The 24325-nt window shown below is 67.1% G+C and carries 20 protein-coding genes and 1 pseudogene; 4 read left to right on the top strand and 17 right to left on the bottom strand.

Going from position 1 to position 24325, the window contains the following annotated elements:
* Together N801_RS21375 and N801_RS20715 are read left to right on the top strand one after the other, a co-directional pair.
* Positions 1 to 188 (top strand): annotated as a pseudogene (locus tag N801_RS21375) (IS3 family transposase); the annotation flags it as partial.
* A 43-nt stretch (positions 189 to 231) separates the two neighbouring features.
* Entirely contained in the window at positions 232 to 555 is a 324-nt protein-coding gene (locus N801_RS20715) for a hypothetical protein (RefSeq protein WP_156996689.1), read from the top strand.
* A gap of 4 nt (positions 556 to 559) precedes the next feature.
* Here the strand turns inward: N801_RS20715 and N801_RS10685 are convergent, their stop codons facing one another.
* Positions 560 to 925 (bottom strand): hypothetical protein, encoded by a 366-nt coding sequence (locus N801_RS10685; RefSeq protein ID WP_035937487.1) that lies wholly within the window; start codon positions 923 to 925, stop codon positions 560 to 562.
* Between the two features lie 956 nt (positions 926 to 1881).
* On the opposite strand from N801_RS10685, the gene N801_RS10680 reads away from it, so the two are divergent.
* Together N801_RS10680 and N801_RS10675 are read left to right on the top strand one after the other, a co-directional pair.
* Entirely contained in the window at positions 1882 to 2541 is a 660-nt protein-coding gene (locus N801_RS10680) for a hypothetical protein (protein ID WP_156996687.1), read from the top strand.
* Between the two features lie 328 nt (positions 2542 to 2869).
* On the top strand, positions 2870 to 4051 hold the full coding sequence (locus tag N801_RS10675) for an IS110 family RNA-guided transposase (RefSeq protein ID WP_035937483.1): 1182 nt from the start codon (positions 2870 to 2872) through the stop codon (positions 4049 to 4051).
* Positions 4052 to 4330: 279 nt separating this feature from the next.
* On the opposite strand, the gene N801_RS20710 is transcribed toward N801_RS10675, so the two are convergent.
* The 16 genes from N801_RS20710 to N801_RS10595 all read right to left on the bottom strand — a co-directional run bounded on the left by N801_RS20710 (position 4331) and on the right by N801_RS10595 (position 24209).
* A complete protein-coding gene (locus N801_RS20710; protein ID WP_156996685.1) occupies positions 4331 to 6667 on the bottom strand; it encodes an AAA family ATPase in 2337 nt (778 codons plus the stop codon).
* Between the two features lie 260 nt (positions 6668 to 6927).
* The gene (locus tag N801_RS10665; protein ID WP_035937479.1) at positions 6928 to 7572 is read right to left on the bottom strand and encodes a hypothetical protein; all 645 of its coding nucleotides are present in this window, start codon (positions 7570 to 7572) and stop codon (positions 6928 to 6930) included.
* A complete protein-coding gene (locus N801_RS10660; RefSeq protein WP_035937476.1) occupies positions 7569 to 9017 on the bottom strand; it encodes a type IV secretory system conjugative DNA transfer family protein in 1449 nt (482 codons plus the stop codon). The genes N801_RS10665 and N801_RS10660 overlap by 4 nt, the downstream gene beginning before the upstream one ends.
* The gene (locus tag N801_RS10655) at positions 9014 to 9463 is read right to left on the bottom strand and encodes a hypothetical protein (protein WP_035937472.1); all 450 of its coding nucleotides are present in this window, start codon (positions 9461 to 9463) and stop codon (positions 9014 to 9016) included. The genes N801_RS10660 and N801_RS10655 overlap by 4 nt, the downstream gene beginning before the upstream one ends.
* A 92-nt stretch (positions 9464 to 9555) precedes the next feature.
* Positions 9556 to 9978, bottom strand: coding sequence for a hypothetical protein (locus N801_RS10650; RefSeq protein WP_035937468.1), 423 nt, complete (start codon positions 9976 to 9978; stop codon positions 9556 to 9558).
* Positions 9975 to 11522, bottom strand: coding sequence for a peptidoglycan DD-metalloendopeptidase family protein (locus tag N801_RS19745; RefSeq protein ID WP_052112854.1), 1548 nt, complete (start codon positions 11520 to 11522; stop codon positions 9975 to 9977). Before N801_RS19745 ends, N801_RS10650 begins: the two co-directional genes overlap by 4 nt.
* Before the next feature lie 21 nt (positions 11523 to 11543).
* Positions 11544 to 13058, bottom strand: coding sequence for a putative type IV secretion/conjugal transfer ATPase (locus tag N801_RS10640; protein ID WP_035937500.1), 1515 nt, complete (start codon positions 13056 to 13058; stop codon positions 11544 to 11546).
* On the bottom strand, positions 13055 to 13369 hold the full coding sequence (locus tag N801_RS10635; RefSeq protein ID WP_035937465.1) for a hypothetical protein: 315 nt from the start codon (positions 13367 to 13369) through the stop codon (positions 13055 to 13057). Before N801_RS10635 ends, N801_RS10640 begins: the two co-directional genes overlap by 4 nt.
* The gene (locus tag N801_RS10630) at positions 13366 to 14871 is read right to left on the bottom strand and encodes an SCO6880 family protein (RefSeq protein ID WP_035937461.1); all 1506 of its coding nucleotides are present in this window, start codon (positions 14869 to 14871) and stop codon (positions 13366 to 13368) included. Before N801_RS10630 ends, N801_RS10635 begins: the two co-directional genes overlap by 4 nt.
* Positions 14872 to 14891: 20 nt before the next feature.
* Positions 14892 to 16328 carry a TrbL/VirB6 family protein gene (locus tag N801_RS20705; protein WP_035937498.1) on the bottom strand — a complete coding sequence of 479 codons (1437 nt, stop codon included), beginning with the start codon at positions 16326 to 16328 and terminating at the stop codon, positions 14892 to 14894.
* A 5-nt stretch (positions 16329 to 16333) separates the two neighbouring features.
* Positions 16334 to 17137 carry a hypothetical protein gene (locus N801_RS10620; protein WP_035937459.1) on the bottom strand — a complete coding sequence of 268 codons (804 nt, stop codon included), beginning with the start codon at positions 17135 to 17137 and terminating at the stop codon, positions 16334 to 16336.
* Positions 17137 to 17445 carry a hypothetical protein gene (locus N801_RS10615; protein WP_035937458.1) on the bottom strand — a complete coding sequence of 103 codons (309 nt, stop codon included), beginning with the start codon at positions 17443 to 17445 and terminating at the stop codon, positions 17137 to 17139. The genes N801_RS10620 and N801_RS10615 overlap by 1 nt, the downstream gene beginning before the upstream one ends.
* Positions 17442 to 18239 carry a hypothetical protein gene (locus tag N801_RS19740; protein ID WP_052112853.1) on the bottom strand — a complete coding sequence of 266 codons (798 nt, stop codon included), beginning with the start codon at positions 18237 to 18239 and terminating at the stop codon, positions 17442 to 17444. The genes N801_RS10615 and N801_RS19740 overlap by 4 nt, the downstream gene beginning before the upstream one ends.
* 211 nt (positions 18240 to 18450) lie before the next feature.
* Entirely contained in the window at positions 18451 to 19245 is a 795-nt protein-coding gene (locus N801_RS10605; RefSeq protein WP_035937455.1) for a hypothetical protein, read from the bottom strand.
* A gap of 507 nt (positions 19246 to 19752) precedes the next feature.
* On the bottom strand, positions 19753 to 22221 hold the full coding sequence (locus tag N801_RS10600) for a DEAD/DEAH box helicase (protein ID WP_084108693.1): 2469 nt from the start codon (positions 22219 to 22221) through the stop codon (positions 19753 to 19755).
* Positions 22218 to 24209, bottom strand: a complete 1992-nt coding sequence (locus tag N801_RS10595) for a site-specific DNA-methyltransferase (RefSeq protein ID WP_035937450.1) — start codon at positions 24207 to 24209, stop codon at positions 22218 to 22220. Before N801_RS10595 ends, N801_RS10600 begins: the two co-directional genes overlap by 4 nt.
* Between the last annotated feature and the right edge of the window lie 116 nt (positions 24210 to 24325).

Here is a 24325-nt window from a genome sequence, read left to right as displayed (position 1 = left end):
TTCTTCTCCCTGCTTCAGAAGAACGTGCTTGATCGCCGCTCCTGGGCCACCCGGCAAGAGCTGCGAATCGCGATCGTCACTGGATCGAGAGGACCTACCACCGCCGCCGCAGGCAAGACGCCCTCGGCCGATTGACCCCCATCGAGTACGAGACCATCATGACCACACCAGCCACTCAGGCTGCTTGACCCAACCTGTCACCTATCGGTGCAGCAGTCCCAAGTTGCGTCAATGGCACTGGACGTGGAGGGCTCCGTCCCGACGCCGCCCACAGCCCCAAATAGACGAGGTGTCGAGTGGAAGGTCACTTATGTATCGCCCGGGCTCTACAGGCTGGTCAACTCCGGTGACGCGACTGCGGAGGACGTGAGCTGGGAAGCAATTTACAGCTCTTTCTGGGCCGACTCGCCCGCGGGAGGCAAGTCTGAGGTGGGGCCTGGCGAGAGCCTCGACCTCAACGTGAAGGAGCAGAAATTCACCGGATCTGTCAGCGTGGACTGGCGGGATAGAGGACGCGTTATTGCCGAAAAGTTGGAGGCGACGGGCCGCCCCTGAGTGGTCAGTCCATTTCGCCCCTCGCGCAAGCCATGACGGCCAAGGTGACTGCATCCGCAATGTGTCGAGACGGGTAGTCGCTTGCAGCCATGGAACCGCAACTGCACTCATAGCCCAGCACAGTCTCTCCAACGAGGCCTGTGGGCTTGACCCTGTGGTGCCTCAACACCTCCCATGTGAGGCTGTGCAGGAGGCTCGATCGCGCTTCACCAAGTAGGCGGGTAGCGACCTTGTCTTGCTCCTCTGCCTTCAAGGCGTGAAGTTCCGCTTGGTGCTCACGGGCGCGCTTTTCGGCGAACTGCCTAGCCGCCTTCTGCATGGTCAGGCTGAGCTGCAACAGATCGAAGGCCGCCTTGAGTGTGGGATCCATGGTCGGACGATAACGGTGGTCCGCTTAGCCGTTCGGTTGCAGGTCCGCGTTCACATAAGCGCTAGCGCAGTGGCTCAATGCTTTCCGCACGATGAGTCCTCACTTCCGGGTGGGCACCCGCAGTCGAAGGGTGTGACTGCAGCGACCGTCTAGAGCGAGGCGACAGGATCTCGACCTTCACCTTGGCACGCCGAGATCTTAAGTAGAAAGCCCAGGATCCTGGCGTGTGCGAAGCACTTGCTCACCGTCAGCGGAGACATTTTGCCCTCAGGGCCACCGCGCATCAGACTGAAAGAACCGCTGCACCACGACCTCGAGGACTTCGCGGCTCAGTCATCAACACGCGAGGCGGGCCATGCAATACACAGCAGAGGTTGTAGCGGCACCGCAGGTTGCCCCTGAGAGCGAGCATCTATGCCTGTGATTCTGGCCTAGCCAGCCCCGAAGGTGGGCATACAAGCTTCGAGGCCGAACTCGTCGTCGCTGAACGTCAGCGCCTCCTCTGACGTCGTGGCCCTCACCATTCCGGAGTACGTCCGTCGCCAGGCATGCCTCTTCAACGAAACTGGAGAAACTGCACCTGATGAACCGGAGTCCTCTTCCCTTTGTGCGGTAGGACTCACCCACCTCGAGTACGTGCGTTCTGCTCGAGTTGGCGGGCGGCCAAGGTGACTACAAGAGGTCCGAAGGTTGACCCAGGCTAAGTCGCCGGCCAAAAGGCTAACAGCCGTCCTTGCTTGCCGATCTGTACCCACCCGCGCGGTTCAAGTGCACCCGGACAAGGACCTGCGCGGTGTCCATGTTGACCGGTAGCGTCTGCGCTGCCGCCGTTGTCGTCGTTTCGCCGCGGCAAAACGAGGGGGAGGGTGAAGATGGGCACGCAGGAGGGGACCGGGGCTTGGCAACTCCCACGCGACCGGCTAGCGATGCGGTGGATCTTGGTAGGGGCAAGTTGCTTGGCCACCGCGATCGTGGCGTTTGCGCTCTTGATGGGGCGCGTCGGCGTTGAAGACTCCGCCGGGCCGAACAACGGGTGCGTCTCCGACGCGACCGCGATGTACGGGTCAGAAGCGGCGAACCCGGGCGACATGATGCACGAACAGTGGGTGCAGTACACATGGGCGTGCACGCGGGTGGTTGAGCAGGCCCAAGGCACCGACAGCGACAGGGACAGCGAAGCGGCGCAGTTACCCACTTCAGAACCCGTGACCGCCACGCCTGCCGCTCCGTCGGCATCGACCGAAGCCAGTCCTCAATGGACTCCCGATTTCACCACCGGCTACGCAACTGGCGAACGGGTTACAGCAGACGTTCCCCCCTTGCCGGCGCTTTGGGTGCAGGCGGCAGATGGCTCCACCGAGTTGGAGCAGTGCTTCGCGGCGATGCTTGATGGTCTCCCCCGCCTCAAGGGAGGGGAGATCTCGGGCGTTCGCAGCGACTACAAGGACGCTCCGACCTTGGTTCGGAGCATGGAGGAGACCATCGAGTTGGTGCCAGCGACAGGAGAGCACGCCACTCGAAAATGGCTAAATGCGCCCGCAGACGAGAGCGAGGCTGGTTTCGACGAACCGCGCGCACTTGTGGGACAGGTCTGCATTGGATGGCTGGGTTGGTAGCGCCAAGCTGTCCCTTTCCTGTATTTCGCTCGCACCTCAGCGTTAGCCGACCTTTGACCCAGTCTCCAGGTGGTGTCATATCGGCTGAGACACGGACACTCGGGGCTACTAGACGATTCCCTTAGGACCGGTGTCCGGCCAGACTCGGTCCAGGTGATCGGCGGGAAGCTCTCCTTGCGGCTGCCCACCCGCGATGGGTGTGGCTCATCTTCGGTTTGCGTTCCCGCGGATCACCGTGCTGGAGTGTGGCTCCAGAGGGGTCTGCCCTGCTCTCAGTAGCAATGCCCGCCCGGCGTCTTCATTTGGTCACGACGGGAAGGCGAAGCTCATGGCGAGGGTGTTCATCGGGGTCGATCCCCACAAGCTGTCGGCGACGATCGAGGTTGTCGACGACCGCGAGAACGTGTTGGCGACGGGACGGTTCGCCACGGACAAGGCCGGGTACGCCGCGATGCGCAAACACGTCGCGTCCTATCCGGAGCGGACTTGGGCGGTGGAGGGCAGCAACGGCGCCGGCCGGCCCTTGGCGCAAAGGCTGTTAGCCGACGAGGAGTACGTCGTGGACGTGCCAGCGAAGCTGTCGGCGCGGGCTCGGCTGTTCGACACCGGACACAACCGCAAGACCGACGCCCACGCCGTGGCGGTGGTCGCGGTGCGCACCCCAGCCCTGCGGGTGCTGGCCTACGACGTGCAGCTCGAGGCACTGCGGTTTCTGGTGGACCGGCGAGCTGAGCTGAGCCGGGCCCGGATCCAGTGCGTGAACCGGGTGCACCGGCTGTTGTCGGAACTCGTTCCGGGACAGTCCAAGCGGGACATCACCACCGGACAGGCCGGGAGGATCCTCGCGACGGTCAAGCCTCGCGACGTGGCCGGCAAGACCCGGCGCCGGCTCGCCGCCGAGCAGATCGCTGAGCTCGTCACGATCGAGAAAAAGATCAAGGCGCTCACCAAGGAGCTCAAGGAGATGGTCTTGGCCTCTGGCTCGACCCTGATGGAACTGCCCGGTGTCGGGCCGGTCGTGGCCGCCCGCACCCTAGCCGACACCGGCGACGTCGCCCGCTTCGCCGATCGCAACCGGTTCGCGTCTTGGACCGGCACCGCCCCCATCGAAGCTTCCTCCGGCGAGGTCATACGCCACCGGCTCTCCCGTGCGGGGAACCGGCGGATGAACCACATGATTCACATCGCCGCAGCCACCCAGATCCGCCTCGACACCGAAGGCCGGGCCTACTACCGGCGCAAGCTCGCCGCCGGCAAGTCCCGCCGCGAGGCGATGCGCTGCCTGAAGAGACGCATTTCCGACGCGCTGTACCGCCGGCTCCGCGCCGACGCCGCCGAGGCGGGCCCGGGAGGGCACAGCGGGGCGGCACTTCAGTCCAGCGCGGCCGGCTTCAACCCGCACACCGGCACTTCGGATCAGCCACTTCCCGGACCCGCACCAACGACGCTACCCGCGCCGACCACGACACGGAAGACCACGACACCAAGGGCCCTTCAACCCGCCCCTTGACATCAGAGGGGTGCCGGAGTGACGCTGATCGCAGTGGCACTGGTGAAGGGGAGTCGCGTCTTGGCGGCTCGAGCACCCGGTGCCACTCCTGGATGGCTGTGCATAACGGTCCCGCCCGTGGTCACGCGGAGGCACCAGTGCACGATCGCGATGGCATCCACGTAGTGTTCAAATCTTGGATCTCGAATTTTGCCCTGGCTGCCCACGGTGGACATACTGACTGCTACCCCTGGCTATTACCTGCTGTCGCGATGGGCGTGTTCGGCCCGAAAGGCTGGGTCATTGGGGGGTCGCGCTTCGGCCCTCGTCTAGTTGGGTTAACAGCTCACCCAGGGATGGATATTTCGGAGCTCGCCTTGACGCTTCCTCGCGTGCGTAGACGTCGTCCGGCATCGCTTTGAGCCAGTTGATGATTCGCCGTTCCGTCTTTCTGGTTGCACCAAACACCGAGGAATTGAGCACTGACGCCCGATGAGCCTTGCTCAAGTAGTAGGGGTGTTCGTTATTCGCAGTCCCAAGGCGGATCGCTCTATCGAGATGCCGATCCGCCTCTCCGACCGCTTTCCTCGCCAACTGCGTCTGCAAACTTCGGTGGAGGTATTGTGCGTTTTGACTGTGAGCGAGTCCGGCTGCAAATATAAGGCGAACGTCGTCAGCGCGGCAGTTGCGCAGACCCTCTTCAGCGGCGAACGCCATTGACGCCCACTGCCTCTGCGACTGCTCCAGCGTCGCCCAACTCTGATACATCCACGGTTCGCCAAAGCGCAAGTCCGATGCCCTCTTCCACGCCTTGACTGCATCCACGCCCCGCTTCGGCTGCATCTCTGCAAACGAACGTCCAAGAAGTGCCAGGAGCGTGGGGTCTTCGGTGCACTCTGTGAGACCTTGTTCGATCGTTCGGCGGGCTTCATCTGGCCGTTTTGCCCGAAGCAGTAATTTAGCTTGACGCTCAAAACTTCGAACTTTATGGTTGTGTGCATCGTCGAACCCGAGCCCCTGGAAGGCCTGAAGGGCATTGCGAAACTTCTTTTCATCCGTCTCATTTAATCCCCGTTTGACCAGAAGTGCCAGGTTCTGATTTACGTGGAACGTTGGGTCTCCTTCTTCGGGTCCGCTCAATACTAAGTGCATTCGTCTAAGTTCATCGATCGCTGCGACAATCGAGTGCTCGACGCGATTTGCCACCGTGGACAGCGCAGGAATCGTGAGTGGTGTGGGCGATAGAGAACAAACCGCAAGAACCTCTTGCGCTAGGTCAGTAAGCATTTCTTGTTCCCGACGCAACGCGTATTCTCTCACAGTGTCGCCTTGCGTGTCCGCCCAACTCTTCAGGGCGGAGACGGGTCCCAAGAATTTTGAAAGCCGGATCAACTCTTCAATGTATAGCGGGCTCCCCTCGCATGCTATCGCTGCCTTCCTGGCCCAAGACTTGTCCGGAACGTCTTCCTCCAGCCCGTACATCGCAAGGCGCGTCCGCACGAACTCAAGCGCTGCTTCTTCATCCAGACCCGCAACGACAGTCTTGGTGCTTCCCATACCTGCAAAGTCACGCCGACTGGTCATCAGAACCTTGCTCGCCGTCATTGCTACTTTGAGGCTGAAAAACTCGACTACATCCTCATCTTCCGTCTGTACGGAATCTAGGTCGTCGAGAATGATGAGCACTGGTAACGTGTCAAGCAGCTCAAGGAGCACATCTTGCTTCGCAGGTAAGTCCTCGCTAAGAAGCTCAGAGAAGCCGTAATTTACTAGCAGTCGATTCACGGCGCTCTCAAGGTCCACGAAGTCGGGGGAACGGAGAGCTTGAATGTCGCCCGCGACAAAACGTCGCCTCTTCGCGGAGATCCAGAAGGCTCCAGCTAGCCCGTCAGGCCGCGCGTCTCGGACCTCGACGGCGAAGCGGTAGGCCAGAGACGTCTTGCCCTTTCCGCCCTCCCCCACAAGCAGCCATCTCGGCCTGTCTGGCGACCTAAGCCAAGCCCGCAGCACCTGCAATTCGCTGTCGCGCCCCACGAAATCCGTAACGATCGTCTCAGGTTCGGGGAGTGTGTCATCGAACGGTGCAAGGTTGTTCGGAATCGGCGGTTCGGCGGCCCTCAGGACGAGTTCTGCGTGCACCTGTTCCAGACTTGCGATTAGGGACTCGGCCAATTCCAATCGCTCGCACAGACGCAGAGCACTGTCGATCACTCGCATGGCGTCACGCACGCTCATGGGCTCTTGACCAGGGTGCGCTGTGGGATCACGCACATCCTTGAGTTCTTTGATCAGAGTCAGAATCGTCCGCGTGCGCGCCTTGTCAAGAACGACCGACCCGGTGCTTGGAGCTAAAGGCACCTTGCCTTGTTCCACAAGCTTGTGAAACATCGAGATGTCGAGGAAGTCAAACAGATCCTGGCGCCCTCGCTGTACGACGCTTGTCTCCCCGCTCGACGCGACCAACTCCTCAGCACGCGCCAGCTCGGCGCCCAAGACTCCCCGGAGACGGTCAGCGGATTGCTGCCCGTGGGTGAGTTGGTAGCGGTCGCGTGCGTGGTCGACGAGCCCATGACGGAGGTCAAGGAAAAGAGCTTGATAGACGAGGGTGTCCGTGCGCATGTCGAGGCCTGTAGTCACGACCGAAGAGTACGTCGGGTCGTCACGGGACTGCGCTGTTTGCCACTGCAGAGGGTCTCGTTCGCTGTGACACCCATCGACACAGGCACCGGCTCCCTTCGTTGAGAGGTTGCTGGCTGTGACGACCTTCTGGGTGCAGTACTTCGGAGGGCCGTTTCGGTTCGCGAGGGATGCACACAGTGGGCGAAGTGACGCTTCTCAAACGTGAAGGTCCTTGCCGGCCAGTGCTACTCGTTGGGACCGCGAACACTGCGTTGTGGCTAGAGCAGTTCGCCGCTCTCGTTGTCGATCAGGTTTCCATCCACGACGCTCAGTCGCGGTGGCAGGTGAGCTGCTTGGGCCGGGCCGGGTGGTACTTGCGCGTCATCCTTGAAGGCGCGGGCGCGTCTACTGCGGTGGGGGTCGCCGCTGTGGCGGGCGTGGCGTCCGGTGGACGGCCAGCTTTGGTGGCCGTTCTCGCAGTGGGACTTGAGTCGCTGGCGCATGCGGTCGAGAAAGGCCGGGAGGGCGTAGCGGTGCCAGTCCTCGAGGGCGTCGCTGGTGTTGGCCATGCCGGCGCGGCGGCGCTGGTCGGCGAGGACGGCGAGGTCGTGGACGAGGTGGGGGTGTTCGGGCCAGCACGAGGGGATGTAACCGTCGGTGTCCCAGATGTGTTCGTGGTTGATCCACGTGACGACGTCGTCGAGCCAGACCCAGATTTCGAGGCGCAGGTCGGGGTGGGTGCAGGTGGGTGGGTCCCAGGGTTTGGGGAGTCGGCGGAGGTCGCCGAGGGCCTTAATCTGTTCGGGGGTGCCGTTGGCGGCGATGCTGAGCTCCCAGTAGGCGTGCTCGACGAGCCGCCCAGGGGGAGGAAACGGTCGGGCCAGAATTCGCCGCTCCGGGCCGGGTGTCGGTTCGGTGCTCATGGCTTACCGCTTGGGTCGGAGCCGAGTCCGTGGCGATTGGCCTCGACGAGGGCGGCGGTCGCGCGTGCCTCCGGGGCAACCTCCCGGTTCCGGGTACGGGCGAGCCGGTCCCGGGCCTGTCGTTGGGCGTCGAGCAGGGCGCGTCCGGGCTTGCCGTCGATGCAGCGGCTGAGTCTGGCGATGAGGGGCTTGCCATTCTCGGCGACAACGAGGGCGTGGCGTTCCTTCAGTTGTCGGACTTCGGCGCCGGTGAGGATGGGGATGTCCTCGCCGGTGACGGATCGGTGCGACCGTCCTGCCTGCCAGGTGGTGCGGGCGACCCGGACGGAGCCGAGGAGGTCGGAGATCTCTTGGTTGAACGCGACGTCCTTGGACCCGCCGAACAGCACCAGAGTGTTCGTCAGCCCGAGCACGGCCCGGGCCTGGTGCTCGCCGAAGATCTGGGTGAGCTGGGCGCGGGTTTGGGCGGCCCAGATGAACGAGATCCCCAGCGCGCGTTCGTTGGCCATCCGGGTCTGCAGGGTGGGCAGCGGTGCGGTGGAGGGCAGCTCGTCCAGGCAGGCAAGCATGGGCGGGCACAGCCGCCCCCACCGGGACCGGGTAGCGAGGGTCAGCGCGGTGTCGAGGACGTGTTCGGCGATCGCGGTCATGAGCGGTGATGCAGACTCGTACGGGTTCTCCCGGCCGAGCAGGTAGATCGTGCCGCCTGCGTTGATGATGTCGGCGATGTTCGTGGCGGGGCGACCCGGTCCGGGGACGCAGCGGCGGCGGATCTCCTCCTGGAAGAACAGGGCGAGGGCCTGTTGGACGGTGGTGATGGTGTTGCCGGCGGTGCGGTCGTCCCCGCGCAAAGCGCCGTGGAGCAGTCCGTGCCAGAACGGGGCTGCATGCGGGTGCTCGCGCAGTATCTCGGTCGGTTCGACGGCGGCGACGGGGTTGGCGACCCAGCGCAGCACGTCGTCGAGGCTGCGTCCGGTCAGCGCGGCGGCGTGGAAGTAGCCCTGGATGACCTTGGCGGCTTCGGCGGCGTAGAACCGGGCGGCGTCGTCACCCTGTCCGCGGGCACCGGCTCCGTTGACCGTGCCGGCGGTGAAGGCCTTGGCGCGCTTCTCGGCGACCACGGGGTCCACGCACCCGGCGACGGGGTCCCACACGAGCTCGGGCAAGCCTGGGGCGAGCCCGAACGGGTCGAGCACGACGCACGGTCGACCATTCGTGGAGCGGTGTCCGATGGACAGGAGGAGGTCGTCCGCCTTGGTGAGGGTGACCAGCGCCGCGCCGGGTGCGGCGAGCAGGGCGGGGATGAGCAGGTCCAACGTCTTGCCGGAGCCTTGGGGGCCGATGACGCCGGTGGTGCGGTCCCACGGCACCCACAGGTCGCCGCCGCGGGGTTCGTGCGCGCGTCCGAGGCGCCACCCGACCTGGCGGGGATCGCAGCGGGTCATCGCCGGGGCTCCTTGCCGTGCAGGTCGGGGCGGACCAGGGGCGCGACCCTCCGCAGGCGTCGCACGCCAAGGAGGGTGTCGGCTTCGACGCGGGTGGCCATCCCCCGCACCCGTGCCGGTCCCCACTGGCGGATTCCGGCGATGGCGGCCCAGACGATGAGCGCCACGGCGACGACCTCGACGAGAACCAAGCACGTGTAGAGCAGCCCGGGTGACGCTGCGGCGCCCGGGTCGAGGCCGGCGCGGCCGTCGCCGCCCAGGATGCCCGGGAGTGCGGTGAACAGTTCGCCCTGGGGGCTGAAGTCCCAGCCGGCGCCGGCGGCTGCGTTGGCCAGGCTTCGGGCGGTGTGCGCGGCGAGGACGAGGACGAGCCCGATCGTCAGGGTTGCGGCGAGGGGGATCTCCCAGGTGTACGGATACGGGGTGGTGCGTCGTGACTGTTGCATTGCCTTGCTCCCTCTCGAGCTTTGCTACGAAGTTGTTGGGTCGGGCCTTCCGGGCGGCGGTCTGTCCAGTTGGGGTCGTGGGGTCGGGGCCCTCACCGTGGCCTCGCGGGCGGCGGACGCGCACTGCTCGGCGGTGTCCGGTGCCAGGCATCGGCGCTTGCGTGGAGGCGCTGCGCCCCGGCGACATCCGCGTCGAGGATGGTGGGCCCGGTCGTCGGGGCTGCCAGTTCCTGGCGGCGCTCGAGCTGTGCGTGGGCGTACCTGCGGACGGCAGCGCTGACGTCACCGGGCGTCGTGGGGACGTCGAAGTGGTCGGCGAGCCGATCGTGCAGGTCAGGCCGGTGCTGCGCGACCTGGGCGAGCCGCGCCTGCAGTAGGGCGAGGGCTCGGTCGAGCAGGCCCGATGCGAAGTACGGGGAGGTCGTGCGGTCGCACGCGTCACGAACGGCCCTCCCGATCTCACTCTCGACCAGAGCGACGATGTCCGGTTCGGGCCGGGCCGGGTGCGTGGTCACCGGGTGCCTGCGATCGGGGTGCCGGGCCGCCAGATCTCGAAGATCGAGTGGCCGGTGTAGCTGTACGTGAAGGTGCCCACCCCGGCGCGGGTGCTCTTGGCCTCAACGGTGGTCCGTCGGGCCGGGTTCGCGACGATGACGACGTGCCCGATGGCGTTGGGGCCCAGGTAGCTGTCCCAGAAGATCAGGTCACCGGGGCGTTCCTGCCCGGGTGGGATCCGGGTGCCGCCTCCGGCGGCGAGCCAGTCGCGTTGGGCACCGGCGGTGCGCGGCAGGGACACTGCTGCCTGCCGGTAGGCGGCCTGGGTGAAGGACGAGCAGTCCCACGCGTCGGGGCCGTTCGCGCCGTACACGTACGGCTCACCGGCCTGCTGCCCCGCCCAAGCCAGCACCGCGGCGACCCGGTCGCCGGGCAACGGAGCCGAGTCCGGGTTGCCCTCTCCCCCATCGCAGCTGGCCGGGTCTCCCAGGACAAGCCCACCACCGTAGGCGTGGGCGTAGTGCAGGACGTCGTTGACGTACCAGGTGGCGCGGTTGTACGCGAACAACGCGGCGCGTACCCCGGCCACGCCCTTGGTGACCCCGGACCTGGTGAGGTAGTTCGCCGCCGAGAAGACGCTGTCGGCGTCGCTGGTGATGCTGGCGCGTCCGTCGCCGTCCCCGTCGACGCCGTAGGCGGCGAACGTGGCGGGCAGGAACTGCATCAAACCCCGAGCGCCAGCCGTGGAGGTTGCGGTCGTGGCGCCGTGGGCGCTCTCTTCCATCCCGATCCCGGCGAGCAGCGTCCACGGCAACTGATACCTCTCCCCCGCCGCGACATAGAGGACCTTGATGGTGGCCGGGATCGGGGCGGGCGGTGTGTGCAGGGAGTTCAGGCGGGGAGTGCCGGCCGGGGGCAGGTCGAACCCGATCCCGCCCTCCACTGCCGCCGGGACCGGGTGGGTGGGGACGGGTATGACGGCGCGTCCGTCCAGGGGGGCACCGCGCTCGGCCATGAACGGCACGGGGTCGACCGGGGTGCGCTCGCGCAGGATCTCGAAGTGCAGGTGGTTCCCAGTGGCCGTTCCGGTGGCGCCCTCGGTCCCCAGGACCTGCCCGACGGTGACAGTGGCGCCGGGGCGGATCGCAGGGTTGATCCGGGCGAGGTGGGCGTACCGGGAGACCAGGCCGGCGCGGTGGTCGACGTCGACGGCGTTGCCGTACCCGCCGCGGGGCCCGGCGGCAGTGACCGTGCCCGCCGCTGCGGCAACGACCGGTCCGGGGCCGGGCAGGGAGACCAGGTCGACCCCGGTGTGCAGCCTCCAGTGCCGGTGGATGGGGTGCAACCGCATCCCGTACACCGAGGAGCGCACATAAGCCTGCCGGAACGGTGGCCGCCAAGGCCCGCTGGCCGCCACGGTGGTGGCGCAGTCCAGGCGGTGCTGCGCGGCGACGGCCGGGGTGAGCACCGCAGCGAGGACCACCGCGGCACCGAACGGCCCAGCGAGCAGGACCAGGGCCAAGACGGCGACGACCCACCCCACCCGGCTGCTGCTGTTGCCCATCTCTGGTCCCCTCCTGGACTTCTATGCCGCGCCGGTGATGGCGTCGTTGGTGAACGTCAGGTGCGCTTCGAGGGGGTGCAGGACGGTTTGGACCTTGTACTGCTGGTCCCCGACGCACCACAGGGCGCGGCCCTTGCCCTGCATGGCCCACCGGGTGACGACGTCGCGGGCGATCGGCCCCAGGCCGAGGAGGTCCTCGAGGTCGGCGGCGACGCCGTGGTCCTGGCCGTGGAGGATCTTGACGTCGGTCAGGTGCAGCAGGTCCTTGGCGATGGTGACGGCCTGGGAGCCGGCGTCGCCGACGGAGAGCAGGTCTGCGGGTTTGTGGGCGTTGGCCCACTGGATGTCCCCTGCGGCGCGGGACAGGCGCAGGTCCTGGTCGAAGGACTTCACCGCCTCTGGGCCCAGGCGCATCTGCTTCCACACCTCGTCGCGCACGTTGATCCGCAGGTCCCCAGATCTCGCGTTCTCCCGCATCCCCCGCCCCCACGAGGACAGGCAGGTCAGGGCGATGCCGACGGCTTCGTCGCCCAACGGCATGAGCCGGGACAGTGACAACGAGGCGATGGGGGCGTCCCAGTCCATGTCGATGGTGGTGTGGGTGTCGAACAGCCCGGCCAGCGCCCCGTCGACGAGCTGCCCGAGGGCATCGCGCAGCAGCCGGCTCTCGTCGAGGAACTGCCGTGTGCTCGCGTACCGGCACTCCTCGATCAGCTGGGGTGTGGGGGTGGTCAGCTGGTGCCACAGGGCGGGGATGGTGGTCTCGACCAGGTGGGTGGCGCCGGTGGCGTACCCGGTCAGGGCCCGCAGGGCGGCCTTGACGACCTGCTCCTCCACGGGCCCGAACGGCACCGGGGTGGCGCCGACGCGTTGGGAGCCGACCAGCCCCCGGATCAGGGTGAGCCAGCGCCCGAAGACGATCCCGGCGCGGGTGTGCGCGCCCTGCCGGTCCAGGGTGTCCCACCCGCCCGCCAGGGGCCCGAACGACAGCGGGTTGATCCGGGCGGGCAGGCCGGGGCCGATCGCGATTGGGTCGACCCCGAAGAAGGCGCACAGCGGTTCGTACTCGTCCTTAGGGTCGCCCAGGACCAAGGCGCGGTACCCGAAGTCCATCATCCGCAGGAGGAACGCCTTGGTGGTGGCGGACTTGCCCCGGCCGGGTTTGCCGAAGCACATGACGTTGGGGTTGGTGACCGGGACGTCGTCGCGCAGCACCCACCCGAACGGGTCGGCGAAGAAGGACCCGCCGGACAGCACGTCGATGCCCATCTGCGCACCGGTCGGGGGCAGACCGGGGGTGGCGATCAGCGGCCACAGCACCGGCACCTGGTCCGAGGTCATCCGCCACGACGACACCGGCGCACCGGGTGAGGCCGCCCAGCCGCGCCCGGCCCGGCGTGGCCCGCGGCGCGAGGCCCGGGTAAAGAGGCGGGGCTCCTTGGCCTGTGCAGGCTCGGCGGGTGTGGCCGGCAGGTCGTGCCCGAAGTCGGCGAGCAGCCGCGCCACATCGCGGCCCGGGCCGCGCTGGCGTATCACCGCCCCCACCTCGGGACCTGGCCGTCATCGTCGAACAGGTCGTGGTCGACCAGGTCGGGGTCGAACAGGTCCGGGTCGTCCCGGTCGAGGTCGTCCCGGTCGAAGATGGACCGGTCGACCGCGCGGCCCGGCTGGCCCGGCTGGTCAAGGCGGTCGGACTGGGCGCGGGCGCGTTCGGCGGCTTCCTCGAGGTCGACGGCCTGATGGGGCAGTCCTTGGTTGCGCAGGATTGTCGCAGAGGCCACGCAGGCGGTGGCGTAGCGCTCCACGGCCCGGTCGGTGTCGCCGTACCGGTGCGGGTAAGCGGTCATGATGCCCCCTTACGGGTCAGCGAGGTTCCCAGCGGGATGCTGGACGCGGCGAACGCGGCGTCCTGGGACAGGTCCAGACGCAGTGGCGCGAACCCGGCTGAGCGGATCGCGGCGTCGAGGCGTCGGCCGTGCTCGGCGACCCGGGCGGTCGTGGGCACGGTGACGGTGCACACCGCGTAGGGGCGGGTCAGGGCGTTGCCGCGGGCGAGCTTGCGGTCCAGGCCGCGGACCTTGTCGGCCTCGTCGGCGGAGCGGGTGCGCTGCTTGACCTTGGCCTTGTCGCGCAGCCCGTCGGCCATGTCGGCCTTCCACTGCGAACTGGAACTCTGCCGGTCGGCGTCGCGGCCGGAGATGATCGGGTAGGCGACCATGAAGCAGCGCCGCTCCCCCGCCCCCGGGATCAGCACCGGCGCCAGCGCGCCCATGACCGCGCCCTTGACGGGGAGCTTGAGCGTGGCCGAGATCGAGTTCCACGCGTCATGGCGGTAGTGCCGCACCACCGCGCAGGCTCCGGACGGGCCAGCCATCGCCCACGGCACGTCGGCGTTCACACCGGGGCCGGTGGCGGCCGCGGCCAGGGCGTCGATGATCCCGACCCGGTCGCCCGGCGCGAACCCGGTGCGGCAGGCCGCCGCCAACTCCGGGGAGGTCAACCAGGACACCCCGGTCATACCGAGGCCGCCGCGCAGGTGCGCCTCCACCTCGCCGGTCAACGCGGCCAGGACGCGGGCGCGGCCCTCGAACCCGCCCCCGCACTCGCGGGCGTGTGTGGCAATGCGGGACTCGGGCACGACGACGGTGACGAACACCTCGGTACGCACCGACGCGGACGTCAGGGTGGCCTGCAGGTCGTCGTTGACGGCCCGGGCCGCTCCGGGTGCGCCCGCTCGGCGGTGCCGGACGATCCACTGGTCCCGTTCGGCGCCGTCGTCGGGGACGGTGCGGACCATGACGATGATCTCGTCGATGAGCTCGGTGCGAGCGGCGGCCTCGAGCAACGCGGACAGCCCGTCGCCGTACCGGTCGCGCTCGGCTGGCCCGGCCATCCCGATGCCGGGGTGGACCGCGGCGGCGGTGACCGCCCAGGTCCGGGCGGCGTGGTCCTGGATGAGGGCGACCCGGCGCTGCTCGGGACCGGTCGGGGGTGCGTCGTGGACCTGAACCGCTGCCAGGACCCCGGGCAGGTCAGCAACGTGCAGGTCGTCGGCGGCTCCCCGGGCGGCGCGGGCGGTGAACCGGCTCCAGCCGGTGATGCTGCCGGCGGTCTGGGCGGTCACCGCGAGCAGCCAGCCGGTGGCCGAGCGACCCCTCACCGGGGTCACCACCAATAGCGTGAGGACCACCCAAGCCAGCAGGCAGCCGCCGGCGGGCACCCACGCGCCCCGGCTGGCGTTGACCAGCACCGGCAGGCCCCCGATGGTGACGGTGGCGAGCTGCCAGGCGGTGAGGCCGAAGAAGAACCCGATCCGGGCCTTGGTGTAGTCGGCGTAGACGTGGCTCATGAGCGTGTACCTCCTGCGGCTCAGACGGGGACAATCGGGACGCCGGCGGCCGCACCAGCACCCGCAGCGGCGTCCGCGCCACCACCGGCGCCAGCAGCGGGCGGCGCCCCGGCCGCCGGGACTACCGATGGCGGGGTCGCGGTGGGTGGGCCGCCGGTGTCGCCGCGGATGTCGGGGGCGTGCTGGTCGGCCGGTCGTTGGCTGCTGCGGCGGGAGCCGCTGAAGTCGGGGACGTACGTGTTGTGGCCGACGCCCGTCAGGTTGGTCGTGTCGGCTGCGACCGCGGCGCCGGTGGTGCCGATCGCCGCCGCCGCGCCCAGGGCCGTGGAGGCGGCCGCGCCGACCGGGCCGGTGACGGCCCCGAGCAGCCCTCCGACGGAGTGGGCGAACCGGGCGCTGGTGGCGTCCTCCCCGGTGGACTCGCCGCTGGCACGGCCGGTACTGTCAGCGCTCGACGCGGCCCCACCGCCGCCACCGGACGCATCGGCTCCGCCGCCGAGGAGGCCCTGGACGCCGCCGACGGCGGCCATCCCGGACCGCATCGCGGCGCCGGAGCTGGTGCCGGGGTCGACGAACGCGAGCAGCTTGAACAGCGCCAGCGGCGCGAACGTGGAGACCAGCAGCAGCATCACCCCGGGCACCGCGGTGCCGATCGCCGCCGACAGGGACGCGGCGTCCTGCGTGACGACAGCGGTGCTGAGCTGGGTGCCGGCCCCGATGACCAGCGCCATCAACGGTGGGGTGAACGCGGCGGCGTGGGTCCAGCGCACGCTCTTCCAAAACCAGGACTGCCCGACCTCGGAGACCAGCCCGGCCGCGGCGATCGGCGCGGTCGCAGTCAGGATCACCAACGCTGCGGCCCGGGTCAGCATGACGACCAGGTGTCCGATCGCGGCGAACAGCACCACGAACCCCATCACCCCCACCACGGTGGCCAGGGTGGCGTCGCTGAGGTCCTCCACGGAGATCTTGCCCCAGGGCTGCCACGCCGACCAGGTGTCGACGCCCATCGTGGCCTGCATGAGCGCCTTGGTCAGGCCGGAGCAGGCGTACAGCAACACCAGCACGTAGGACACCCAGGCCGCCCAGACCATGACGAACTGGGCGGACCCGACCAGCAGCCGAGCCACGGAGCGGCCGTCGCGGCGAAACGCCGCCACCCCGGACTGCACCACGGTCAGAGCGACCACGAGGGTCACCGCGACCCACAACGTGGTCCGGTAGGTGCTGCCCACCGGCCCGGACTCGCGAAGGTCGGGGGTCAGGAAGGTGTCGACGAACCCCAGCACCAGCTGCAGGAACCACAGCCCGGCGTTCCAGAACGACAGCATCGCCGCCGTCCAGGCGTCGGCGGCGACCTTGCCGGCGGCGTTACCCAGCGCGGTGAACGGGTTGACCAGGTCACCCCAGCCCTCCACCGGCAACGCGACAGTGACCGGCGGGGCGGTGACGGGCATGGCGTTCACCCCTGGCCCGTCTCGGCCCAGGCCAGCCACCCCGCCGAGGCGGCGAGGTCGGTGCCCGGCCACGTCGAGGGAGCCGTCGCGGGCTGGGCACCGGGGCCGATCTGCCACCGGTCGTCGTTCCACTGCATCCGTTCGCAGTGTCCGTAGGCGATGGTGGCGGTGCGGGCGATGGTGGCGTCCACCCGCAGCAGCACGCACGCCACAACCCAGCTCGGCCCGTCCGTGCCCTTGACCTGTCCGGCCGCCGGGATCGCGACCACCGCTGGGGGCGCCCCCGCGGGTGCGGCCGGTCCGGCGGCGGCCAGGAACGCGCGCACGTTGTCGGTCATCACCCACCGCCCCACGGCCGGGGCCCCGGGAAGCGCCCACGCCCGGTGGATCTCCCGGGTGCGGTCCACGGACATGGCCGCCACGACGGTGGTGTCGATGGCGGCGAGCTGCCCGACCGCCCCGGCCGGGGTGCGCAGGAACCCGCTGGGGACCCCGGCCGGTCCCTCACGGGTCGCTGGCGGGACGGCGATCGCCGGACTCGAGGTTGCGGCCGGGGTGCCTTTTCGGCCGGCGGCCGGGTCGACCTTGAGCATCGGGGCCGCCGCGAGCTGGTCACGCCGCTCCGGCGCCGCCGCCGACACGGCCTTCAAGGAGGCCTGCACGGGAGTTGCCGTTGCTGGGCCGGTGACGGCGTCGACGAGGAGATATCCCAGCCCCGCGATCAGGGTCACGGCCAGCAGCGCGGCGCCGGTCAGTGCGGCGAGCAGCCGCCGGCGTCCCCACCTCGGGGTGTGGTCGCTGTTGGTCATCAGACGCACCCGGAGCCGGTCATCGCCCGCACGATCCCGGGGAGCACGAGGTAGCCGATGATCGCCGCGAACACCAGGACGATCCCGACGACGCCGGCCTTGGACGCATGCGGCATCGAGAACGCGCGTCCCCCGACGATGGCGGCGATACCGACGACGACCCCGAGGATGAACAGCAGGCCCACCCCCCACAGCAGGTAGCCCATCAGCTGGTCGGCGTACTTCTGCGCCCCGGGTGGGGCGACCGGGCAGATCTGTGCGGCCAGGCCCGCCACCGTGCTCGATGCGTGTGCGGCCGTCGTGGTCATGACGCGTGGTCCCTTCGGTTCAGGTCAGTGAGAGCCAGGAGCTCAGTGGCGGCGCGGAGCAGGCCTTGGGGCAGCGGGGTGGAGTCGACGCCGCACGTTCTGAGCCGGGTGTCGGCGGGGACCTCCACGACACGCCCGGCAAGGTCGTGTGACCGGGACAGGGCGGCCAGGGCGCTGGCAATGTGGCGGGGCAGGGCGCGGCGGCGCGGACCGAGCAACGCGACGACGGGGCGGGCGTGCGCGAGCAGGCCCAGGGCGGCGTCCAGCCGGCGCAACCCCGGCACGGTCGCCGGTGCCGTGAGCACGACCGGTCCCGGGCCCTCAAGGAGGTCAGTGAGCCATCCGTGCCCGGCGAGCACCGTGCCCAGCTCCCAGGCGACGTCGACCACCATCAGGCCGTTGTGCTCGCTCGGGCGCGGGTGCGGCACCTCGTGGGGCCCACCCAGGACGTCCGCAGGCCGTTCGATGAGCACGGCGTCGCGGGCGCCGCGGACCCAACCGTCCGGGTCGCGGCCGAGCTCGGCCGTTGCCGCCGCAGACAGGCCGGCCGCGGTGGGGCTGGCGCACTCGACCACCCGCGCCGTTTCGGCCGCGGTGGCCAACGCTAAGGCCAGGGTGGAGGCGCCCGTCCCGGCGCAGGCACCCACCACGGCCAGCACCGGCGCCGACGGTGTCCACCCGGGGGTCGGGCGCCGCACGCGGTGGCCGCGGCGGAACGTCCCCGCCTGCACGGCCCAGTAGGCCCGTCTCAGCTCGTCGACGCCCACCGGTCGGGACCTGGCGACCGACGTCATGACCCCTCCCTCGACAAGCGGCAGCCCGGAGCCAGCGGGGCGTGCCGAGCCGCCGGGACCTGTCGGGTGGGCTCCCGGGCCGACCTGAGGCCACCAGGACCGATGAGAACGTCATCGCGCCCGATGGCAGCCGCATGCCATTCGAGGGCGCAGGTGGTCACTGCCAGCCGTGACTGTTCAGCCAGTCGCTGACGTCGACCCCCGCCGGGGTTCATGCCGTCCCCCCGTGCAGTGAGTACGCAACGGTGAGGGCGTCGAGGCTGCGCGCGGCTCGGCGACGCACCGTCCGCTCCGCCACCCCCAGCTCCGACCCGACAGCAACCGTCACAGGATGAGCGGTCACCCCGCCACGAGAACAGCGGCGCGGGAGGACCTGACCGTCACTGGTGGAGACCAAGCGCAGCAGCAGGTGCCGGTCGGTGGTGCTGATCACCTCCTCGCGGCAGGCGCGATCCAGCAGCAGCTCCAGTTCGGCCCGGGCGCAGACGTCCTCGCCCGGCGCCGGGGTGTCCAGCCAGTCCCGCGAGGACGGGTCCACCACGTCGCACAGCGACCACAGGGTGTCCCGTGGCGGCACGCGTCCCAGGTCGCGCCGGACCTCGCGGTAGGTGTTGCGCAGGATGCGTGCCGGCAACCGCCCGGTCGTGGTGGGCGGCAGGGTTCGTGCCTCGACCCACAGCTGGGCTGCGACCAGCTCGTCGATGACCGGGGACAGCCGCCGGAGCCGGTGCGCCAACGCGGTGGCACCCGGCAACAGGACCCACAGCAGGATCCCGGCCGCGGCGCAGTCATCGCCCCCACGGGCGGACCCCAGGCGGCCCAGCACGCCGAGCAAGGCGTCGCGCTCATCCGGGGCCGAACGCCGAAGCCACGCCCGCAGCTCCTCCGGGCCGGCCGCGACCCCCAAACTCGGGTGCCGCTCAACCCACGAAGCCCAGCGCTGACGCGCCAGCACCCGCAATCCGTCGTTCGGGTCATCCAGACCCAGCTGCTCCCCGACACTCATCTCGAGCTCCTTCCACCGTGGACTCACGGCAGAAAGATCTCGATTCCTTGTATCCGGGTTCGTCCCCGGACGACCCCCATCAGCTAGGAACAAACATGGCCTGCGGGGAGGAACAAGGCCGCTGACCTGCGCAGACGCAAAGTTCCTAAGATTCTCAAGAGTTCTTCGGCGCAACCACTATCTGGGGCACATCCTTCAAGGTCGAGGCCCGCGAACGGGCCGCCTCATCGGGCTCGGCCCCGGTTACTGACCTCGCACCCGATCTCCACAGTGCTCAGGACTCACATCAGGGGATAGACGCCCGACCGTCCAGACGCGAGAGCAGGACCCCTCGGTAAGCGCACGTCGTGCTCCCAACGTGAGCCAGCGTCACAGCGCCCACTTAGTCCGCGCCGATCGGCAGATCTTGTCGCCGGCGCTCTTGAGATCCGCCGACAAGGGCGGACTTCCTCGACTGCACCGCGTGGGTGTCAGTGCCTTGACCCTTGCGCGAGCATCGAGCCTTAATCACTCCGGATCAGTGACAACCTTCAGCGCCGCCCACGAGCCAGCATGCTTGATATGGCTTTCGGTTGCGAAGACGTAATGCCAGTCGCCGTACTCCTCGGCGTCGCGGACAGCCCTCGCCCAATTTTCCGCAGCCTCTCGCTTGCGCATCACGTCGGCATCGTGGGCATTCTTGTCGCTCTTGCCCTCGATGACCCAGTGTGCGCCGGCGGCGTCGAGAGCGATGAAATCCGGAAAGTAGTTGCCGTCGACGGTGGGGATGAAGGCAGGGCCGTTCGTGTAGAGGCGAAGCCACCACTTGATGTCAGGGTCACGGTCGAGAAGATGGGCGATCGCCCACTCCGTCGAGCCAGCGTCAAAAGCGGCAACGGGCATGACGTTCCTTTGCCATCCGACGAATTGCAGACCCTTCACAAATACATCGTTATAAGCATTCTTCGCGGCGCCGTCCACCAAAACCGGTTCTACTGGCAGCATGACAGAAACAAGTTCATAAGTCATTTCCCGCTTGCGCTGGGCGTGCGCGGCCCGGATCAGGTCGCTCATGCCATGGATGGCCTGCTGACGTCGGATTTCGCCCCAATGGGCAGTCTCGGTTGCGCCTATAACCCCCGCACCTTTCAGGAACGCGCGAGTGAGACGTCGCGCAGCGGCCCGCTCCGATTTCGTCTCTGTGACCTGGCGCAGGATTGCGCTCGTGAGGTCCTCTCGGATCGTGTCAATCCCTGTCAATACCTGCTGCGCCTCGACATTGTTCTGCGGGGCAACCACGATGGCCACCTCACCCATAAGGTCACGCTCCGCTTCGAGAGCGTCCTTGGCCAAGAAGGTTGGAACTTCAGCGCTGAACCTAGCCCCTGCCGCGTGCGCGTCGCCGTCAGGTAGATCCGACAACGTGAAGGCGGCGTACGTGAGGCGCGCCTCGCGACGGGGGAACGTGATTTGCGGGGCACCGGCCACGCGCGAGAGTGGGGACGGTGCAGCTTCACTCCTACGCGCCTCAGACTCAATGAAGAACAGCGCCTCCGGCGCCTCGGATTCCCCCTCGGTCGTCCACGTCAGCGGCTCCAATCCCCCGTCCGGCTCGACGAGCTCTCCAGGCACCACCGGCGGTTCGGTCGGGGCGGCATCCTCAGTAGGCACTGACGGATCTGGGACGACAAGGTCGCCAGCGGTGGTCGCGGCGCCCTGCTCGTCAACTTCGTCCGCCTTAGGAGTGGTGTGCATCCTCTCGCGCAGCACGTCCTTTTGGGCTAGCAACTGGCGATACGAGTCGTGTGCAACCAGATCGACTTGGTCGACCATAGGCACCCCTGTGCGCGCTCCGAATGGGAGGCGGAGTCCGCGACCAAGAATTTGCTCCGTGAGGGATTGGGACGCCAGACGGCGTAGCGCGACGATTACGCCGATATTCTTGACATCCCAGCCCTCTTTCAGCTTGTTGACGCTTACGATGGCGCGAATCGCCGAGTTCGGGGACTCGACGGCAGCAAGTGCTGCGAGCGCCTCGTCCGAGGACTCGGATGTGACTTCCAGAACCGCGCGTTCGTCTCCAATAAAATCTGGACCGGCAAGAAGCTGGCCGACCTCCGTGGCGTGTTCGATACTCGCTGCTACGACGAATAGAACCGGCCTCACCGTGGGTGCGCCTGCTGTGGCGGAACAGTATTCGGAGTAGGCAGTTTCCTTTTGGCGCAGCAGCGTGCACGCGTCCTGCAGCTGAGTCTTCTCGTCCTTCGTCCCATCCTTTCGGTACACGATGACGGGAATCTTGACGTGATGGTCGGCAATAGCCTCGCCAAGCGTGTATTGAAATACTACCTTTGGCAGATCACTCTCCGCGGGGGTTGCGGTCAATCCAACAAGAGCGAAGGGACTTAGGTCGCGGATGGCTCCCGAGAATGCGGTGGCATCCTTGTGGTAAATGTGATGCTCGTCCGAGATCACAAGCAGGTCATCAGATTTCCTCAGATAGTCGTATAGCGCATCTCCCAAGTTCTCGTCGGTCTCCCTCACCTTGCGGCTGTTCTTCCGGCCGGGCGAGATTAACTGGTGGACATTGAAGACAAACACTTTGAGCACCTCTTCATCCCGAAGAGCGGTCGACACCGATGCGGATCGAAAGTTCTCCGGAGTAATGATGAACGGCTCGTGGTCTGCGCCTGCGACGAACTTTGTTGAGGCTTGGTCAAAGTTGGCTAATGTCTTGGCCTGGATGACGCTACCGGGTGTGACCACCAGCACATGCCGGACGCCTTGAGTCGCGCAGTAGTCGATGAGCGACGACATCAGGAAGGTCTTACCGACGCCGGTCGCAAGGTCGGCCACGACCTCGGGGTAGCCGTCATTGGCGTGTGCCCCTATCGCTCGAATTACAGCCTCAAGCGCCCGTCGATTAGGGTCGCGCAAATCGAATCGCGCCGCAATCTCATTTACCAGAGGTTGATCGAAGGCCAGATTTTCGATCACTTTACGGTCCTCTTCGGGAACAAGTCTCTAGGGGCCTTCTTGAGCCGCGACCCGGGTGACAAGCGTTGAAGAAGCGAGTCAGCTTCAGGCAAGACGACCTTTGCGACGATGACGGCGCGTTCCTTTACAGCGAGATTCTCCACCACGGTCCTGACCACAATTTCGTCCGCGACTCCGTCAATTACAGCAAGGCGCTGCCTTCCTCGAATCCCGCAGAACACAGGGTGATCGGGTGTCAAGGTGAACTTTAATTGAGCCGCGACCGCCTTAGACCAAATGCCATTGACGGCCGCCTCGGACAGAAGGAGATCTCCGGTATCCTCATCCACCTCGTACATCGACTTGCCTACCTTCAGGTGCGTAAATGAACCACCACCGTGCCAAATGCGAGTTCTTGCCGGCTTAGTCTTCACGGCGTCCCGGAGGGCGGACAACGTTGAAGTGTCAAGCGCGACGCCCCGCTCCCCTACATGCTCAATCACCTTCTTAAGCACCGACGTGAACTCTTGGGCAGCCTCAGGCAGCATGCCGGCCGGCAGCTCCACTTCGTCTCCCACCCGGTCGGTCCAGGGCACGCGATCAACCGCGACTGTGATGCCGCCGTCATCCTCCCCTTTGATGACCTTGTCGAGGCGGCGTAGCGTGAATTTCTCCACCGTCGTCGGGCGGATTTCAGTGGTTATCCAACGGCGGCCCGTCTTGTGAGCGACCGCCGCGGTGGTTCCTGAACCCGCGAAGCAGTCAAGGACGATGTCCCCCGGCTGCGTCGAGATGCTGATGATGCGTTGGAGAAGGCGCTCCGGCTTTGGAGTGTCAAAGGCGTGGTCGTTCGGGAAGAGCGCTTTGATCTCCGACTTCGCCGTGCGATTAGAACCCACCTCATCAAAGCGCCACCAGGTCGTGGGAACGGAGCCGCTAGTCGGAATACGCAACTTGAATCCGATCCCCCCGCGCCCACCAGAGCGCAAGAGGATATCGGGCCAGTTGCCCTCGTCGTATCGCTTTCGCGCCAGCACGGCTGCCTCCTCAAGCGGCACAGCCAGCATCACGGCTTCCACGTGCTGACGGATCTCCGTCGGGTCGATTCCACAGACGGCGGCCCTCCGCGTTGCATCGCCGATGTCACGGAACTCATAGGGGGCATACTGGCTTATTTGGTCGATGATCCAGTCGCGAGACTTCGCCCAATGGCGGCTCTTGGTCGGGTAGATTAGTTCGCCGGTGATGGGATGCTGGATGGCGTGGATATAGTCGTGGTGCTTCCGATCTCCCCGAACCGTAGTGGGTCCGTCAAACCAACGTTCTGGATCCCCGTCAGGTGACGTGTACTTTACGTCGAGGGCTGCAGCACGAACCATCCTGTTCGGCACCCACGCCTCTGTTTTCCGGTAGACGAGAAGTGAGTCGTGGGACGTTGAGAAGCCGGCGTTGTTGCTGCGCGTGTTATCGGACTTCTGCCATGCCACCTCGGCCACGAAGTTGTTGATCCCGAAGACCTCGTCTAAAACGACCCGGCAGCGGTGTGATTCGACGTGATCCAGGTGCACCCACACGCACCCGTCATTAGCTAGGAGGGGCTCGACTTGACGGAGACGGTCACGAAGCATCGTTAGCCAGATGGAGTGATCTAGAAGGTCCTCGTAGTTGTCGAAGGTTTGGCCCGTATTGAAGGGTGGGTCGATGTAGACCATCTTGACCTTGCCGACATAGCGCTCCATCCACTCAGGCGTGCGCCGCAGTGCGTCGAGTGCATGCATTGCATCGCCGGTGATCAGCAGGTTCTCGGTTGTGGGTGGAGGCAGGTCATCTGGACGCGTCGCGGGAGTTGGGACAGTGAACTCCCCCACCCGATGGAGGAGGCGGACCTCCAGGACCCTCGGGTCACGGCGGTCGGCAAACGTGTAGTCGTACTCGCCATCCCCCGACGAAAGGAGCGCCTTGTCCTTGTCAGTCCAGGTCAGTTCAAGCCGTCCGGCGTGCTTGGCCACGGTTTCCCATCTGCTCAGTTCGACCTCGGTGCGTTCATGCCCGAGGCAACATCCAACTCGTTTCCTACCCTATGGACTCGCTGTCGTGCCCACGGGATCCCGCGCGGAAGCATGGT

The sequence above is a fragment of the Knoellia aerolata DSM 18566 genome (assembly GCF_000768695.1).
Taxonomy (GTDB): Bacteria; Actinomycetota; Actinomycetes; order Actinomycetales; family Dermatophilaceae; genus Knoellia; species Knoellia aerolata.
Note: the sequence above shows the minus strand (reverse complement) of the source record. Positions and strands in the feature narration are given on the sequence as shown.

Bases quoted from the DNA above. Each gene is read 5' to 3' on its own strand.
- N801_RS19745 (WP_052112854.1), bottom strand. From the start codon at position 11,522: ATGGGCAACAGCAGCAGCCGGGTGGGGTGGGTCGTCGCCGTCTTGGCC.
- N801_RS10630 (WP_035937461.1), bottom strand. From the start codon at position 14,871: ATGAGCCACGTCTACGCCGACTACACCAAGGCCCGGATCGGGTTCTTC.
- N801_RS10615 (WP_035937458.1), bottom strand. From the start codon at position 17,445: ATGACCACGACGGCCGCACACGCATCGAGCACGGTGGCGGGCCTGGCC.
- N801_RS20705 (WP_035937498.1), bottom strand. From the start codon at position 16,328: ATGCCCGTCACCGCCCCGCCGGTCACTGTCGCGTTGCCGGTGGAGGGC.
- N801_RS10675 (WP_035937483.1), top strand. From the start codon at position 2,870: ATGGCGAGGGTGTTCATCGGGGTCGATCCCCACAAGCTGTCGGCGACG.
- N801_RS10660 (WP_035937476.1), bottom strand. From the start codon at position 9,017: ATGACCCGCTGCGATCCCCGCCAGGTCGGGTGGCGCCTCGGACGCGCG.
- N801_RS10685 (WP_035937487.1), bottom strand. From the start codon at position 925: ATGGATCCCACACTCAAGGCGGCCTTCGATCTGTTGCAGCTCAGCCTG.
- N801_RS10605 (WP_035937455.1), bottom strand. From the start codon at position 19,245: ATGAGTGTCGGGGAGCAGCTGGGTCTGGATGACCCGAACGACGGATTG.
- N801_RS10655 (WP_035937472.1), bottom strand. From the start codon at position 9,463: ATGCAACAGTCACGACGCACCACCCCGTATCCGTACACCTGGGAGATC.
- N801_RS10665 (WP_035937479.1), bottom strand. From the start codon at position 7,572: ATGAGCACCGAACCGACACCCGGCCCGGAGCGGCGAATTCTGGCCCGA.
- N801_RS20715 (WP_156996689.1), top strand. From the start codon at position 232: ATGGCACTGGACGTGGAGGGCTCCGTCCCGACGCCGCCCACAGCCCCA.
- N801_RS10635 (WP_035937465.1), bottom strand. From the start codon at position 13,369: ATGACCGCTTACCCGCACCGGTACGGCGACACCGACCGGGCCGTGGAG.
- N801_RS19740 (WP_052112853.1), bottom strand. From the start codon at position 18,239: ATGACGTCGGTCGCCAGGTCCCGACCGGTGGGCGTCGACGAGCTGAGA.
- N801_RS10620 (WP_035937459.1), bottom strand. From the start codon at position 17,137: ATGACCAACAGCGACCACACCCCGAGGTGGGGACGCCGGCGGCTGCTC.